This window comes from Streptomyces sp. R-74717 (genome assembly GCF_047305335.1).
GTDB classification, from domain to species: Bacteria; Actinomycetota; Actinomycetes; order Streptomycetales; family Streptomycetaceae; genus Streptomyces; species Streptomyces atratus.
This window is the reverse complement of sequence record NZ_CP102361.1, coordinates 5,347,334-5,362,505: the sequence shown is the minus strand read 5'-3', so window position 1 is coordinate 5,362,505 and position 15,172 is coordinate 5,347,334. Positions and strand designations below refer to the sequence as shown.

At 71.5% G+C, this 15,172-nt stretch carries 14 protein-coding genes and 1 pseudogene; 1 reads left to right on the top strand and 14 read right to left on the bottom strand.

Annotated features, from left to right (window positions below):
* Positions 1–60: 60 nt before the first annotated feature.
* The 14 genes and pseudogenes from NRF20_RS24520 to NRF20_RS24455 form a co-directional block, all read right to left on the bottom strand.
* On the bottom strand, positions 61–936 hold the full coding sequence (locus NRF20_RS24520; protein ID WP_398628181.1) for an alpha/beta hydrolase: 876 nt from the start codon (positions 934–936) through the stop codon (positions 61–63).
* 140 nt (positions 937–1,076) lie between these two features.
* A complete protein-coding gene (kynU, locus tag NRF20_RS24515; RefSeq protein ID WP_398628182.1) occupies positions 1,077–2,267 on the bottom strand; it encodes a kynureninase in 1,191 nt (396 codons plus the stop codon).
* Positions 2,260–3,108 (bottom strand): tryptophan 2,3-dioxygenase family protein, encoded by an 849-nt coding sequence (locus NRF20_RS24510; RefSeq protein WP_398628183.1) that lies wholly within the window; start codon positions 3,106–3,108, stop codon positions 2,260–2,262. The genes kynU and NRF20_RS24510 overlap by 8 nt, the downstream gene beginning before the upstream one ends.
* Before the next feature lie 213 nt (positions 3,109–3,321).
* Positions 3,322–3,735, bottom strand: coding sequence for a DUF3151 domain-containing protein (locus NRF20_RS24505; protein WP_413753278.1), 414 nt, complete (start codon positions 3,733–3,735; stop codon positions 3,322–3,324).
* A gap of 57 nt (positions 3,736–3,792) precedes the next feature.
* On the bottom strand, positions 3,793–5,355 hold the full coding sequence (locus NRF20_RS24500) for an MFS transporter (RefSeq protein ID WP_413753277.1): 1,563 nt from the start codon (positions 5,353–5,355) through the stop codon (positions 3,793–3,795).
* A gap of 73 nt (positions 5,356–5,428) precedes the next feature.
* Complete coding sequence (locus NRF20_RS24495) at positions 5,429–5,782, bottom strand: DUF6891 domain-containing protein (RefSeq protein WP_413753276.1); 354 nt, start codon at positions 5,780–5,782, stop codon at positions 5,429–5,431.
* 1 nt (position 5,783) lies between these two features.
* Positions 5,784–5,852 (bottom strand): annotated as a pseudogene (locus tag NRF20_RS24490) (hypothetical protein); the annotation flags it as partial.
* Positions 5,853–5,944: 92 nt separating this feature from the next.
* The gene (locus tag NRF20_RS24485; RefSeq protein ID WP_398628186.1) at positions 5,945–7,120 is read right to left on the bottom strand and encodes a MalY/PatB family protein; all 1,176 of its coding nucleotides are present in this window, start codon (positions 7,118–7,120) and stop codon (positions 5,945–5,947) included.
* Between the two features lie 87 nt (positions 7,121–7,207).
* Positions 7,208–8,239, bottom strand: a complete 1,032-nt coding sequence (gene fbaA, locus NRF20_RS24480) for a class II fructose-bisphosphate aldolase (RefSeq protein ID WP_327274372.1) — start codon at positions 8,237–8,239, stop codon at positions 7,208–7,210.
* A 214-nt stretch (positions 8,240–8,453) separates the two neighbouring features.
* The gene (gene pyrE / locus NRF20_RS24475) at positions 8,454–8,993 is read right to left on the bottom strand and encodes an orotate phosphoribosyltransferase (RefSeq protein ID WP_266360207.1); all 540 of its coding nucleotides are present in this window, start codon (positions 8,991–8,993) and stop codon (positions 8,454–8,456) included.
* A gap of 45 nt (positions 8,994–9,038) precedes the next feature.
* Entirely contained in the window at positions 9,039–9,836 is a 798-nt protein-coding gene (locus NRF20_RS24470) for an aldose 1-epimerase (RefSeq protein ID WP_398628187.1), read from the bottom strand.
* A 25-nt stretch (positions 9,837–9,861) separates the two neighbouring features.
* Positions 9,862–10,896, bottom strand: coding sequence for a carbon monoxide dehydrogenase (locus NRF20_RS24465; RefSeq protein WP_413753275.1), 1,035 nt, complete (start codon positions 10,894–10,896; stop codon positions 9,862–9,864).
* 85 nt (positions 10,897–10,981) lie between these two features.
* A complete protein-coding gene (locus NRF20_RS24460) occupies positions 10,982–12,580 on the bottom strand; it encodes a polyamine aminopropyltransferase (protein WP_413753274.1) in 1,599 nt (532 codons plus the stop codon).
* Between the two features lie 84 nt (positions 12,581–12,664).
* Positions 12,665–13,186, bottom strand: coding sequence for a DUF2617 family protein (locus NRF20_RS24455; protein WP_398628190.1), 522 nt, complete (start codon positions 13,184–13,186; stop codon positions 12,665–12,667).
* A gap of 787 nt (positions 13,187–13,973) precedes the next feature.
* Here NRF20_RS24455 and NRF20_RS24450 point away from each other — a divergent pair.
* Positions 13,974–15,149: a pyridoxal phosphate-dependent aminotransferase gene (locus NRF20_RS24450; RefSeq protein ID WP_398628192.1), complete on the top strand. Its 1,176-nt coding sequence runs from the start codon at positions 13,974–13,976 to the stop codon at positions 15,147–15,149.
* Positions 15,150–15,172: the final 23 nt, after the last annotated feature.

Sequence of the window (15,172 nt, the reverse complement as noted above, 5' to 3'; positions counted from 1 at the left end):
TACGGATCCTGCGCCGTCCGTCGCAAGTACTACGGGCCCCACCGGCGCCGGACCGCCCGCTCACCAGGCGAGCTGGGCAAGCTCCTCCGCCACCACCGCGCACGCGTCGCCGGCCGGGTCGATCAGCGGGTAGTGGCCGACATCGGGCAGCAGGGTCAGGCCCACCGTCTCCCCCGCCTTCGCCGCCGCGTCGACGAACGCCTCCGAGACGGCCTGCGGCACATCGACGTCGGTGGTGCCCTGCACCACCGTGGTCGCGATCCCGGTGGGCAGCAGCACGGCCGGGTCGGCGTGCGGTGCCCGCGCCTCGAAGTCCTCCTCTCGGCCGAGGAATTGACCGACCGCCCCCGAGCACACATTCAGCTCGACGGCCGTGGTGAAGTCGGCGATCGGCGCGAGGGCGACGACACCCCGCAGCGGCGGCGGCGCCGACAGCCGCCACGGCGAGCCCTCGGGCAGTACGTGCCGGGCGGCGGCCCACAGGGCGAGCTGCCCGCCGGCGGAGTGCCCGGTGACGACGATCCGCCGGGCGTCGGCCTGCGGAAGTTCCCGGGCCAGCAGGGCCGGCAGTGCGTCCATCGCCGCGGCGACATCGTCGAAGGTCTCCGGCCAACGGCCCGCGACCGGACCGGATCCCCGCTGCTGCGGGATCTCGCTGCCGCGCCGGTACTCGACGCTGGCGACGGCGAAACCGCGCCGGGCCAGGAAGTCCGCGAACGGCGACACGTGCTGCCGGTCGTACGGCGCCCGCCACGCCCCGCCATGCATGACGACCACGACGGGCGCACCGGCCCGGCCGTCGCGCGGGGCGTAGAAGTCGATCACCTGGTCGGGGTGGTTGCCGTAGGCGGCCGATGCATCGGGGGCGACCGGTGGATGCGAGAGTGCCGACTCGGTCTCGGCTGCGTCACGATCACGCGCGGCAGAATCCGACATGCTGCTCCAACCGTCCTGTATCTGAGCCCAACAGCTCAACGACCCAACAGCCCAACTGGCCTGACCTGCGGGGACGGTACCAGTACGGAAGGTTCCCGTCCCCGCCGACGGATCATGCCGGGGCCCCTGGGTCCCGGCTGCTAGGGCTTCAGCACCTCACCCAGTACGCGCGCGGCCCGTTCCACGTCCGCGAACCCCACGTACAGCGGCGTGAACCCGAACCGCAGCACGTCCGGCCGCCGCAGATCCCCGACGACACCCCGCGCGGTGAGCGCGCTCATCACCGGTTCCGCGTCCTCGCACCGCAGCGCGACCTGGCTGCCGCGCTCCGCGTGCGCGGCCGGGGTGACGGAGGTGACCCGACCCTCGGGCACATGCTCGGCGACGCACTCCAGGAAGAAGTCCGTCAGCGCCAGGGACTTGGCCCGTACCGCCTCGATCGACACCCCGTTCCACACGTCCAGCGACGCTTCGAGCGCCAGCATGGAGAGGATGTCGGGGGTGCCGACCCGGCCCCGTACGGCACCGTCCGCCGGGGCGTACCCGGGTGTCATGCCGAACGGGTCGGCGTGCGACGTCCACCCCGGCAGGGGCGAGTCGAAGGCTGCCTGGTGGCGCTCGGCGACGTACAGGTAGGCGGGCGAACCGGGGCCGCCGTTCAGGTACTTGTACGTACAGCCGACCGCGAGGTCCACGCCGTGCGCGTCGAGGCCGACGGGCAGGGCACCCGCGCTGTGGCACAGGTCCCAGACGGCGAGGCCGCCCGCCGCGTGCACGGCGGCGGTGAGGCCGGGCAGGTCGTGGAGCCTGCCGGTGCGGTAGTCCACATGGTTGAGCAGGACGGCCGCGGTACGGGGGCCGAGGGCGTCCGGCACCTCGGCGGGGGCGACCGGGACGAGCCGGTGGCCGGTCATCCGTGCCGCGGATGCGGCGATGTATCCGTCCGTGGGAAATGTCGTCGCGTCGACGAGGATCTCGTCGCGGCCCTCCGGCGCCAGCCGGCTCGCGGCGACGACGGCCTTGAAGACGTTCACACTGGTCGAGTCGCCGACGACGATCTGCCCGGCGGCGGCCCCGACGAGCGGGGCGATGCGGTCGCCGATCCGCTCGGGCGCGGTCCACCAGCCGCTCTCGTCCCAGGACCGGATGCGCAGCTCGCCCCACTCGCGGGTGAGGACCTCGTGCACCCGGGCGGGTACGTGAGCGGGCAGCGCACCGAGCGAGTTGCCGTCGAGGTAGACGGTGTCGTCGAGGGTGAACAGCTTGCGCAGATCGGCGAGCCGGTCGGCGGCGTCGAGTGCCGCGGCCCGCGCGGCGAAGGTCTCAGACATGGCTGCGCGCCGTCCACAGCTCGGGGAAGACGTTCTTCGTGGCCCGTTTCTCCAGCCACGCGACCCCGGCGGAACCGCCGGTCCCGGTCTTCGAACCCATCGCGCGACGGGTGGCGACGAGATGGTCGTTGCGCCAGCGCCACACCAGTTCACCGACGTCGGTGAGCGCCTCGCCGAGCCGGACCAGCTCGTCGTGCTGGTCGGGGTTGGCGTAGATCTCCACCCAGACGGCCTCGACCTCGGGGGACGGCTCGTACTTCTGCGTCAGGTCCCGGCTGAGCACGGCCTGCGGTACGGCGTGGCCGCGCCGGGCGAGCAGGGCGAGCGTCTCGTCGTACAGACTCGGTTCGGCGAGCGCCTTCTCCAGCTCGGCGTGGACGCGGGGCGCTCCCCGGTGGGGCACGAGCATGGACGCGGACTTGTCGCCGAGCAGGAACTCCATCCGCCGGTACATCGCCGACTGGAAGCCGGATCCCTCACCGAGGGCGGCGCGGTAGGAGTTGAACTGGGCGGGGGTGAGCTGGGCGAGCGGCGTCCAGGAGGCGTTGAGCGCCTCCAGTTCCCGCACCGACCGCTTGAGTGCGTCGCGTGCGACGGGCAGCCGGTCCTCGCGCAGGGCGTGCGCGGCGGTCTCCCACTCGTGGACGATGACGGTGAACCACAGTTCCATGACCTGGGTGGTGACCAGGAAGACCATTTCGCCCGGATCGTCGGAGCGAAGGTGCTGGAGGTGGGTCAGGACATCCGCCTGGACATAGTCCTCGTACGGAGTCGTTCCCGCGAAGTCGAGGTGCGGGGTCTGCGCACCGGTGGCTTCGGGGTCGGGGTGGATCGTCGACATTGCTGTCTCCTCGACACGAGCTTCCGGGTAGCGGTCCGCCCCTTCCGTGAGGTGGTGGAGCTCCGGTCCCCTGCCCGCATCCTAAACGGAGCCCGCAGGGGCGCGCAGACCCCGCAGATACCGGTGCATCTGCGGGGTCCGGAACGTCACAAGGTGTACGTGTACGTCTGGCCGAGGGCCTCGGTCGCCCCCGGCCGAGGGGCTCGGCCGGCTCTAGCCGAGGGTCTCGGCGGCGGTCGGCGAGGAGTCGCGCAGGAACGTCGAGCAGCGCTCGTACTCCTCCTGCTCGCCGATCGCCTGGGCCGCCCGCGCCAGGGCGTGCAGGGCGCGCAGGAAGCCGCGGTTCGGCTCGTGCTCGAACGGTACGGGGCCGTGGCCCTTCCAGCCGGCCCTGCGCAGCGCGTCGAGGCCGCGGTGGTAGCCGGTGCGGGCGTAGGCGTACGACTCGATGACGCGGCCGCCCTCGAACGCCTCGTCGGCAAGCTGTGCCCAGGCCAGGGAGGAGGTCGGGTACTTCGCGGCGACGTCGGCGGGGGCCGTGCCGTTCGCGAGCAGCTCGCGCGGCTCCGGGTCGTCGGGCAGGTGGGTCGGGAGAGGCCCCCCGAGCAGGTTCTCGTGGATCGACATGGGTTCAAGTGTGCCTGGCAGATGCGCGCCGGGGGTACACGGGCGCCGTGCGGTGGGTCAGTTCGCGCCGGGAGCACCCGGGCGCCCCGGGGAGGGCCTGTCCGGTCCCGGCTTCCCCGCCTCCTCGTGCGTGGGTTCCAGGGGCGGGGCGACGACGCCACAGTGCACCGTGCACTCGGGGCGCGCCTTCTCCTTCTCGTCCGCCGTGACGGAGGGCTTGCGTACGGTCGCCCAGGCGATCAGCGAGCCCAGCACGAGCAGCCCGGCACACATCGGCATGGCCCGCCGGAACGTCGCGGCGAACTCGTCGGCGTTCCGGTAGGCCTCCGGGCCCATCCCGGCGAGCAGCGGCAGCGCTGCCACCGCGATCAGCCCGGCGGCGCGGGCGGCCGCGTTGTTGATCCCGCTGGCGAGGCCGGCCCGTGCGGTGTCCACGGAGGCCAGGACGGTCGCGGTGAGCGGTGCCACCAGGGTGACGAGTCCGACGCCGAGCAGACCGACCGCGGGGAGCACATCGGCGAAGTAGGCGGAGACGGAGTTCGACCCCGGCCCGACCCGCAGCATCAGGAGCATTCCGGTGGCGGCGACCAGTGGCCCGACGGTGAGGGGAATGCGAGGCCCGATGCGCTGCCCCAGTTCGCCCGAGGCGGCCGAGAAGAGCAGCATCAGCACCGTCGAGGGCAGCAGGGCCGTGCCCGCGCCGAGGGCCGAGTACCCGGCCACGACCTGGAGCTGGATCGCGGAGAGGAAGAAGTAGCCGCCGAGCGCCGCGTACACACAGAGGGTGATGATGTTGACGACGGTGAACTGCCGGGACGCGAACACCGAAGGCGGCAGCATCGGGTTCGCCCGCCGCCGCTCCACCTGCACGAACACCGCCCCGAGGACGATCCCTCCGACGGCCGCCCCGATCACCACCGCGGACGCCCCCTGTCCCGGCGCCTCGATCAGCGCATAGGTCACCAGGGCGAGGGCGAGCGCGCCGAGCACGGCGCCCAGCACGTCGAAGCGCCCGTGTGCGTCGGGGTCACGCGATTCCGGTACGTGGCGCAGCGCCACCGGCAGGCAGACCGCGGCGACCGGCACGTTGAGCAGGAACACCCATCGCCAGCCGGGCCCGTCGACGAGCCAGCCGCCGACGAACGGCCCGATGGCGGCGCCGACCCCGCCGAGTCCCGACCACAGTCCGACCGCGCGGGCCCGGTCGTCCGGGTGGAAGCTCGCCTGGATCAGTGCCAGCGAACCGGGTGTGAGGAGAGCCCCGCCGATGCCCTGGAGGGCGCGGGCGGCGATCAGGACTGCGGCGTTCGGCGCGATGCCGCAGATCACGGACGCTGCGGCGAACCAGACGACTCCGACGACGAAGACCCGCCGCCGGCCGTAGCGGTCGCCGAGGGCGCCACCGAGGAGGATCAGCCCGGCGAGGGTCAGCATGTAGGCGTTGACGGTCCACTGGAGGGCGGCCAGATCGGTGCCGAGGTCCTTGCCGATGCGGGGCAGGGCGACGTTGATGACGGTGGAGTCGAGCAGGGCCATGCTGGAGCCGAGGACAGTGGTGAGGATGACCCAGCGTCCGGTGGGGGAAGCGACGCGGATGGCTCCCGTCTCTGCGTCAGGCATACGAGCAGCATCGCCGCTCCCCGCCGGAAGGGCCATAGGGGCGCAGATGGCTCGGCAGAGTTCTGTCAGCCGGTCAGGGCGACGCAGGCGCGGCTGTTTCCCGTGCCGTTCCAGTCCACGTGGAATCCGGCCGCGCGGAACGCCCGGACGACGACCCGCCGGCGTGTTCCATCGTCCGGGTGCTGCCGTCCGGGGCGCCCCAGAACGCCAGGGAGAGATAGCCCGTGTCCCGCGCACGTTCGGCGTCCTGCCGCGTGTAGTAGCAGAACCCGACGAGGCCGGCGAGGCTGCCGCCGCGTGCGTAAGCGGCTTCGGTGCAGTCGTCGAAGCCGTCGAACTGGGTGGTGCCCGCGCCGACGAGCGCGACGAACCCCCGTCGCGGCCAGGTGCAGGGCGGTCCAGCCGTACTCGTCGGTCGCGGTGACATCGGCCCCGGCGTCCAGCGCGTCCCGCAGCGCGGCGACATCGCCGCTGCGGGCGGCTTCGAACACATCCATCGGCTGTTCCAGGCCCTGCCTACGAAAAGGCCCACGTCCCGGGCGGGGTGCCCGGGCGGGGTGCCCGGGGTGGCCACGGTCGGCACCCGACCCTACGACGCGCCTTGCGCCACGGCCCGTACGCCCCGGATCAGTGCCTCCACGCCCGCCTCCGCCTTGGACCGCGGACACCCGACGTTCAGCCGCACGAAGCCCTCCGCCCCATACACCGCCCCCGGCATCACCGCGACCTTCTCGCGCTCGATCAGCACCCGCTGCAACGCCTCGTCGTCGCCGACGCCCGCCGGGCGCAGATCGATCCACGCCAGATAGCCGGCCTGTGGCGGCTGCCATCCCAGTTCCGGGAACGCCTCGTTCAACCGTTTCGCGACCAGCGCCAGATTCCCGGCGACATACGTGCGGACCTCGTCCAGCCACGCCCCGGCCTCCCGGTACGCGGCGATGTGCGCGGTCAGTGACAGCACCGCCGGGGAGGCGAGCCCCTCTGCCGTCTCCATCCGGCGCAGGAACTCCGCCCGGTCGGCCGGATCGCCGATCAGCCCGTACGAGCCGGTCAGCGCCGGGAAGTTGAACGCCTTCGACGCGGAGGAGATCACCGCCCAGCGCCCGTCGCCCCCGACCCGCGTCCACGGCACATGCACATGCCCCTCGTGCACGAAGTCCGCATGGATCTCGTCGCTGATCACCGCGACCCCGTACCGCGCGGCGAGCGCCGACATCTCGCTCAGTTCGGCCTCCGTCCATACCCGGCCCGTCGGGTTGTGCGGCGAGCACACGAGAAGGACCTTGCTGTCGGGGCGGGCGAGCTCGCGTTCCAGCGCGGCCGTGTCTCCCACCGGCACGCCCCGAAGCTCGCGCCCGAGCCCGGTGATCACCTTGCGGAAACCGTCGTACGTCGGGGCGTGGACGACCACGCCCTCGCCCTCGGCCGTCCACATCTGCAGCAGCTGCGAGAGCTGGCTGAGCACGGACGGCCCGTACACCAGCTGCCCGGTGTCGATCCGTGTCCCGTACCGGGTCGCGTACCAGTGGGCTATCGCCGAGCGGAAGTCGTCCTGCTGCCAGGTCGTATAGCCGAACACCCCGTGGTCGAGACGGGCCCGCAGCGCGCTCAGCACCTCCGGTGCGGTCTCGAAGTCCATGTCGGAGATGGTGAACGGCAGCAGCCCGTCCACCCCGAACCGGTCCGCGACCCCGTCCCACTGGATGCACCAGGTGCCCCGGCGGTCGACGACGGTGTCCAAGTCATAGCGGGTGCTGGAACTCACAGGGATCCCTCACTTCTTCTCTCGGACATGCCGTGGGCCCGGCACCCCAGGGGGTTCCGGGCCCACAGCCACACTTCGTACCGGCTGCTACTTCAGCTTGGTGCCGGTGGAACGCAGGTTGGCGCAGGCCTCCGTGACGCGCTTGGCCATGCCCGCCTCGGCGGACTTGCCCCAGCTGCGCGGGTCGTAGACCTTCTTGTTGCCGACCTCGCCGTCGACCTTCAGCACACCGTCGTAGTTGCGGAACACATGGTCCACGATCGGGCGGGTGAAGGCGTACTGGGTGTCGGTGTCGAGGTTCATCTTCACGACGCCGTTCTCCAGCGCGGTGGCGATCTCCTGCTCGGTGGAGCCGGAGCCGCCGTGGAAGACAAAATCGAAGGGGTGGCTACCAGCGGCCTTGCCGTACTTGGCGGCGACGCCCTCCTGGAGGTCCTTCAGCAGCTCGGGACGGAGCACGACGTTGCCCGGCTTGTAGACGCCGTGGACGTTACCGAAGGAGGCGGCCAGCAGGTAGCGGCCCTTCTCGCCCAGGCCGAGCGCCTCGGCGGTACGCAGCGCGTCGTCGACGGTCGTGTACAGCTCGTCGTTGATCTCGTGCGTGACGCCGTCCTCCTCGCCACCGGTCGGGGTGATCTCGACCTCAAGAATGATCTTGGCGGCGGCGGCCTTGGCGAGCAGCTCCTGGCCGATGGCCAGGTTGTCGGCGAGGGTCTCGGCCGAGCCGTCCCACATGTGGGACTGGAACAGCGGGTTCTGGCCCTTGGCGACACGCTCGGCGGAGATGTCGAGCAGCGGACGTACGTAGCCGTCCAGCTTGTCCTTGGGGCAGTGGTCGGTGTGCAGCGCGACCGTGACGTCGTACTTGGCGGCGACGATGTGCGCGAACTCGGCGAGGGCGACGGCGCCCGTGACCATGTCCTTGTTGTGCTGGCCGCCCAGGAACTCCGCCCCACCGGTGGAGATCTGGACGATGCCGTCGCTCTCCGCCTCCGCGAAGCCGCGCAGTGCAGCGTGCAGGGTCTGGGTCGACGTCACATTGATGGCCGGGTAGGCGAACTTGCCTGCCTTCGCCCGGTCGAGCATCTCGGCGTAGACCTCGGGGGTTGCGATGGGCATCTGTCCGCTCCTTGGGATGTGCGGGTGTGCGTTGCTGGTTCCCTGACCTGGGGGCGACGTCATCGTCGCCCCCATCTTCCCAGACTCTCGCTCCGGCTCCACCCGGCCTGGCCCCTCAACGTTCGGACCGGACGGCGGAAGGCATACACCAAGGGCGGACGGTTTCACGTGAAACCGTCCGCCCTCGAAGAAAATCGCAGGTCGGACCAGACAATCAGGCCAGGTCGAGGTCCGCCACCGTGTAGGCGTGGACGTACGGGAGACCGGCCTCGGCAATGGCCCCAGCCGCACCCCGCTCCACGATCGTGGCGACGGCGACGACCTCGCCACCGGCCTCGCGCACCGCCTCGACGGCCGTCAGCGGCGACCCGCCGGTCGTCGAGGTGTCCTCGACGACCAGGCAGCGGCGGCCCTTCACGTCCGTGCCCTCGATGCGGCGCTGCATCCCGTGCGCCTTCTGTGCCTTGCGGACGACGAACGCGTCCAGCTCCTGCCCGCGCGCGGCGGAGGCGTGCAGCATCGAGGTGGCGACCGGGTCGGCGCCCAGCGTCAGCCCGCCCACGCAGTCGTAGTCCAGCTCGGCGGTGACATCGAGCATGACCTGCCCGACCATCGGAGCGGCCTTGCCGTCCAGCGTGATGCGGCGCAGGTCGATGTACCAGTCGGCCTCAAGACCTGAGGAGAGGGTCACCTTGCCGTGTACCACGGCCTTGTCCTTGATCTGCTGGAGCAGCTCAGCACGTACGTCAGTCATGGCTACGAGCTTAAGGCGCCCGTCTCACGACCCGCGCCCACGCGGTCAGAGCCTGCGCCAGTTCCAGGTCGTCGCGATCTCCAGCGGCTCGATCGGGGTGACATACCGGGGCGCGGTGTTCAGCCCGTTCGGCGGGCCGGACTGCGGCTCCACACAGACCGCCTCGGCCTGCTCGTCATAGATCACGACCCACTCGGCCCGGCTCTTCACGGTCAGTTGCAGCTGCTCCGGCCAGGTGAGCGTCACGTCGACGCCGTCCGGCATCCCGAAGCAGTCGTCCCACGGGCCGGGCAGGGGCGGGATGCGGCGGCCGGTCGGCAGATGGTTCTCGCCACGTTCCTCCTGCCAGGCCGCGTCGAAGGCGATCTCCACGTTCTTGCCGCCGCCGAGATCCCGCAGGAACCAGGGGTGCCAGCCGGCCTGCGCCGGGAACGAATCCCCGTACGTCTCGATGCCGAACGCAAGCGTGAGCGAGTCCTCGGACAACTCGAAGGTCTGGGTCACCCGGCCCGGATACGGCCAGGGGTCGGCAAGGTCGTAGTAGAACGCGGCCTCCTGCTCGCCCACCCGGGCGGTGCGCCAGGCGGTGTCCCTGCCGGTGCCGTGGATGGCGTGCGGCGGGGAGTTCAGCGGCAACCGGTGCGGGACGTCGCCGTTGTGGAAGAGCCCGTTCTCGGTGCGCCCGCACCACGGCACCATCGGGAAGCAGCCGTACCGCTCCCCCTGCCGCAGCACCTCGGTGCCACCGATCCGCAGACTGCTGATGCGACAGCCGTTGGCGGGGTTCACGGTCAACTCTGCATCGCCGACGGACAGCCGGACGTCCTTCTCGCTGCTACTCACCCGACCGACATTACTGGCGCTGCTACTACCTCCGCCGCCTCAGCGCCCTGCTCACCACGACGGCGGAGGCGAGCGCGAGTGCGGCGGCGGGAGCGACCCAGCGGAGTGTGGCGCCCGCGGTGGTCGAATCGGGTGACGGTACGGGGGCGTACCTGCCGCGCGGCGGCGCGTGGTCGACCTCCTCGGCGCTGCGGCCGATCATGGTGCGCCTGGCGTGCGCGGCCTCGGCCGGGGGGCCGTCGGGGACGGTGAACTCCACCTCCGCCACAGGGTCGAGCGACGGCGGGGGCACAGGGGCATCGAAGACGGAGCCCGTGCCCGGGGGGTTCTCGGTGGAGGGTGCCTCCTCCGCGGTGGCGCCGTCGTCGTCGGTGTCGCCGGTGTCGGTGTCGCCGGTGTCGGTGTCGCCGGTGTCGGTGTCGCCGGTGTCGGTGTCGCCGGTGTCGGTGTCGTCGGTGTCGGTGTCGCCGGCGGCTTCCGGAGCAGTACTCCGAGTGGTGGCCGCGCCGGTCGTGTCGGCCTCCTCGGCCGCCTCCTCGATGGCCTGTTCCACGGCTTCCCCGACGGACCGCTCGGCCCCGCCGATGTCCTCGCCCGCCTCGTCCTCGCCCGCCAGCGTCTCCGTCACCAGCTGCTGCACAAAGCGGTCCAGCAGTCGGTGGGCCGTCGCGAGCGCCGCCGCCGGGTCCAGCTCCAGGAGGCGGCCGTCGCCGCTCGCCGTACCCGCGAACCCGATCGCCGTACCGCCGTCCTTCTGCGTCAGGCTGATCGTCAGAGCCAGCTTCGCCGAACCGGTCCCCCGCGCCTCGACGCCCTCGCCCGCCACCAGGATCCCGTCGTCCCCGTCCGCGCCGTCCTGCGGGGAAACGGTGAGCCGCAACGCGCCGCGGTACGTGATCGTGTGGCCGTCGACCCGGACCTTGAGCCGGCCGGACAGCGGGCCCGCGGACGCGTCGGCGTCCTGCTGGAGCCCCGGTACGCAGCGCGCGACGCGGGCGGGATCGCCCAGCGTCCGCCGAAGGGACGGGACCGGAACCGGAACGAACACCTCATGCTCCATGGAAACCGAGCCTACTCAGCCCCGGCCATCACGTCAGCGGTTCCGCGTCGCAAAGCCACCGGGCGTACGGCGTACGACGTCCGGCTCACCGGTCCTCCCAGTACCGCGGATGCACCAGCGTCGACGGCAGCAGCCCGCGCAGCCGTCCGCTCTCCGCCTCCCGCCCCGCACGCATCAGCGAGGCCTGCGTCAGCGACCGCAGCTTCGGCGCCCCCGGGGCGAGGCGGAGCACCGGCGCCCCGACCGGCCGGGCGAGGACGAAGCCCCAGCCCTGCTCGGACTGCGCCCGGTGCGTGGCCCTGTCAGGGCCCGCCGCGAAATCGGAGAGCCTGCCGCTGATCCGGTACGGGCGGGTGTGCAGGCCCGCCGCCCTCATCGACGCCTCCACCGTCCAGTACGTACGCGGCCGGGTCATCGGCGGGCCCCCGTGCACCACCAGCCGGCCGCCCGGTGCGAGGGCCTCGGCGACCAGTCCGTAGAACTCCGCCGAGTAGAGCTTCGTGCCGGCGGAGATCCCGGGATCGGGCAGATCGGAGATCACCACGTCGTAGCTGCCGTGCGCCGCCCGCAGCCAGTTGAAGGCGTCGGCGTTGACGGCCGTCAGCCGCGGATCGCGGTACGCGTGGGCGTTCAGCGCCGAAAGTGCACGGTCGGTACGGGCCAACCGGGTGACGCCGGGATCGAGCTCGACGAGGGTGACGCTGCGTACGTCCGGGTAGCGCAGCACCTCCCGGGCGGCGAGACCGTCACCACCGCCCAGGATCAGGACACTGGCGCGTGGCCCGTTCATCGCCGGGTGCACCAGCGCCTCGTGGTAGCGGTACTCGTCGCGCGCGCTGACCCGCAGCCGCCCGTCCAGATACAGGTCCAGGGAGCTGCGGCCCGCCCCCGTCAGCACCACTTCCTGGACCCCGGTCTGCACCGCGACCCGCACCCCGTCCCCGTACACCGCACGCCGCGCCGCCCGCTCGAAGTCACCGACCAGCGCGGTAACGGTGGCGAGTACGGCGATCACGGCCACGTTGACGACGATCAGCAGCCACCGGGAGCGCGGGGTGAGATCCCGTCGGAACACCCACAGCACCAGCGCCCCGCCCGCCGCCGCGTTGACCGCGCCGGTGAACAGCGCCCCGGTGAGCTGTCCCAGCACCGGCAGCAGCAGAAAGGGGAACGCGAGCCCGCCGACCAGCGCACCCACGTAGTCGGCGGCGAACAGATCCGCGACGGTCCCGCCCGCGTCCTGCCGGTCGACGCGCTGGATCAGCGTCATCAGCAGCGGGATCTCCGCCCCGATCAGGACGCCGATCGTGAGCGAGAACCCGACCAGGGCGTACCGCGACTCCCCGATCCAGGCGAACGACGCGTACAGCACGACCGCCGAGGAGCCGCCGACGAGTGCGAGCGCCGCCTCGATCAGCCCGAAACCGACTGCTGCACGACTGCGTAAACGTTTCGCGAGGAGCGAGCCGACGCCCATCGCGAACACCATCACGGAGAGCACGACGGACGCCTGGGTGACGGAATCACCGATCAAGTAGGAGGCGAGCGCCACCAGTTCGAGCTCGTAGACCAGACCGCAGGCAGCACAGATGAAGACAGCGGCCAGCACGAGACACCGACCCGTCCTCGGCCGCATGGGAAGACGCGCCGCGCCCCCTCGCAGCGACACCTGCTGATCGATCATGATGCGAACGCTACGTCACGAAGAGGTGGCTGCCTGTCACCCACAAGGGTGCAAGTGGCGCGCCCACAACGGAGTTGGGCCGCGTCAGAGCGCCGCCGCCGGCATCCGCACTCCCACCCGGGTGCGCGTCACCACCAGCTGCCCCTCCTGCGGGTACGCATGCCAGGTGCGCCACCGCACCTGGCCCTCGGTCCGCTGGGCGAGCATGGCGGTGAAGGCGTGCGGGCTGCCGGGGAACGTCCCGGCGAGACCGTGGGGGTGGTCGGTCACGAGCGCGAGGAGCTCCTGCGCACGCCCCGCGAACGAGCCCGCCGAGAGCGTCTCGACGCGCGCCGCGAATTCGTACTCCCACTCCCCGAGTCGCTCGGAGACACCGAGCGGCAGCGGTGTGCTGCCGCCCGGGATGCACGCGACGGTTTCGGAACAGGTGCCCCGGTTCTCCTCCAGGAGCACCTGGTGGGAGGCGCCGAGCAGGCGCAGTTGGAGTCGGGCACCGGCGAGATCGAGGCCGAGCACGGCCAGGGCGGGGAGCGGTTCGCGCCCCAGTGCCCAGGCCAGGTCGGCAGCACGGGTGTCGGAATAGGCCGTCTGGAGGGTCGTGAGCATGGGTCGGCTCCGCAAACAAGCGTGGACACATGGACAGGGGACGCCTCCGACGTGATGCACGTGGGAGGTGGGAAGCGCCCGATCAGGTCCAACTCGGGTCCGAGGGCTGGATGTTCTCTCAACCGAGGGAATCACGAAGTAAGCCGCGTCCACAGCGTTTTTGCCCAACTTGACGCGGTTTCCATCCCCTCGGGGGCCCCTCGGTTCATCTGTTCACCGCTATCTCGCGAAAAGCCCCAACAAAAAGGTGCCCGGCGGGAGTTCATCCGCCGGGCACCTGTGGGGCACCGGAACCGCACGGGCCCGGCACCGGGCGTGTGGCCCTGCCCGGTCACGGATCAGCTGCCCCGTGTCAGCTGCCTCCGCCGCATCCGCCCCCGCCGCCGCCGCACGAGGAGCCGCCACCGCACGAGGAGTGACCGCCGCCGCACGAATGTCCCCCGGAGTGACCGCTGCTGCTTCCGCAGGACGAGCCACCGCCACCGCCACCGTCACCTCCCGCCCACCAGCTGCCACCCGCGGCGCTGCCGCCGCTCGCCCCCCGGCGCACACCCCGCCCGCGCTTCTTCTTCCGGTTGCCGGCCCCCACCAGCGAGATGACCAGTCCGATCACGGCAATCGCGATCACCACTGTGACAAAGGTTCCCACCGACCTCACATCCTTCTGTTCCCCCGAAGCGAGGTCCCCCGCTTCCATCCGCTTCCTGCGTGAGTGGGGGATGCCCCCGGCCCCGTACGGCCAAAGCAGACTTGAGCAACTCCAGAGCTTCCGCGCAGGATGGCTGCCATGACACAGGGACGACCGCCGCTCAACCGCCGCCTCGCCGAGTTCGGAACGACGATCTTCGCGGAGATGTCGGCGCTTGCCGTACGGACCGGCTCCATCAACCTCGGCCAAGGCTTCCCCGACACCGACGGCCCCGAAGAGATCAGAGAGGCCGCGGTCCGGGCACTGCGCGCCGGGCACGGCAACCAGTACCCGCCGGGCCCCGGCGTCCCCGAACTGCGCACCGCGATCGCCGACCACCAGCAACGGCGCTACGGGCTCGCCCTCGACCCCGACACCGAGGTCCTGGTCACCGCGGGCGCCACCGAGGCCATCGCCGCGGCCCTGCTGGCGCTGCTGGAGCCCGGCGACGAGGTCATCGCCCTGGAGCCGTACTACGACTCGTACGCCGCCTGCATCGCCATGGCGGGCGGCAGCCGCGTCCCCGTCACCCTCCACCCCGACGCGACCACCGGCACCTACCGCCTCGACCTCGACGAACTGCGCGCCGCCGTCACCCCCCGCACCCGGCTGATCCTGCTCAACACCCCGCACAACCCCACCGGCACCGTCCTCACCCGCGAGGAGCTCGGCGCGATCGCCGCACTGGCCTGCGAACGCGACCTCCTCGTCGTCACCGACGAGGTCTACGAGCACCTGGTCTTCGAGGGCGAGCACCTCCCGCTCGTCGGCTTCCCCGGCATGCGCGAGCGCACCGTCACCATCGGCTCGGCCGGCAAGACGTACTCCTTCACCGGCTGGAAGGTCGGCTGGGTCACCGCGAGCCCCGAGCTGGTGACCGCGGTGCGCTCGGCGAAGCAGTTCCTGACGTATGTGTCCGCCGGCCCGTTCCAGTACGCGGTCGCCGAGGCCCTGCGCCTGCCCGACAGCTACTACGACGGGCTGCGCGCCGATCTGCGGGCCAAGCGGGACCTGCTGAGCGGTGGGCTCGCCGAGGCCGGTTTCGAGGTCTACCGCCCGTCCGGGACGTACTTCGTCACCACCGACATCCGCCCCCTCGGCGAGAGCGACGGTTTCGCCTTCTGCCGGGCGCTGCCCGAGCGGTGCGGGGTCGTCGCCATCCCGAACGCGGTCTTCTACGACCACCGGGAGCAGGGTGCGCCGTTCGTACGGTTCGCCTTCTGCAAGCGTGACGATGTGCTGGCCGATGCGGTGTCCCGGCTCAAGCGGCTGTAACCCAAAAGCCGCCCCGCCGTGAA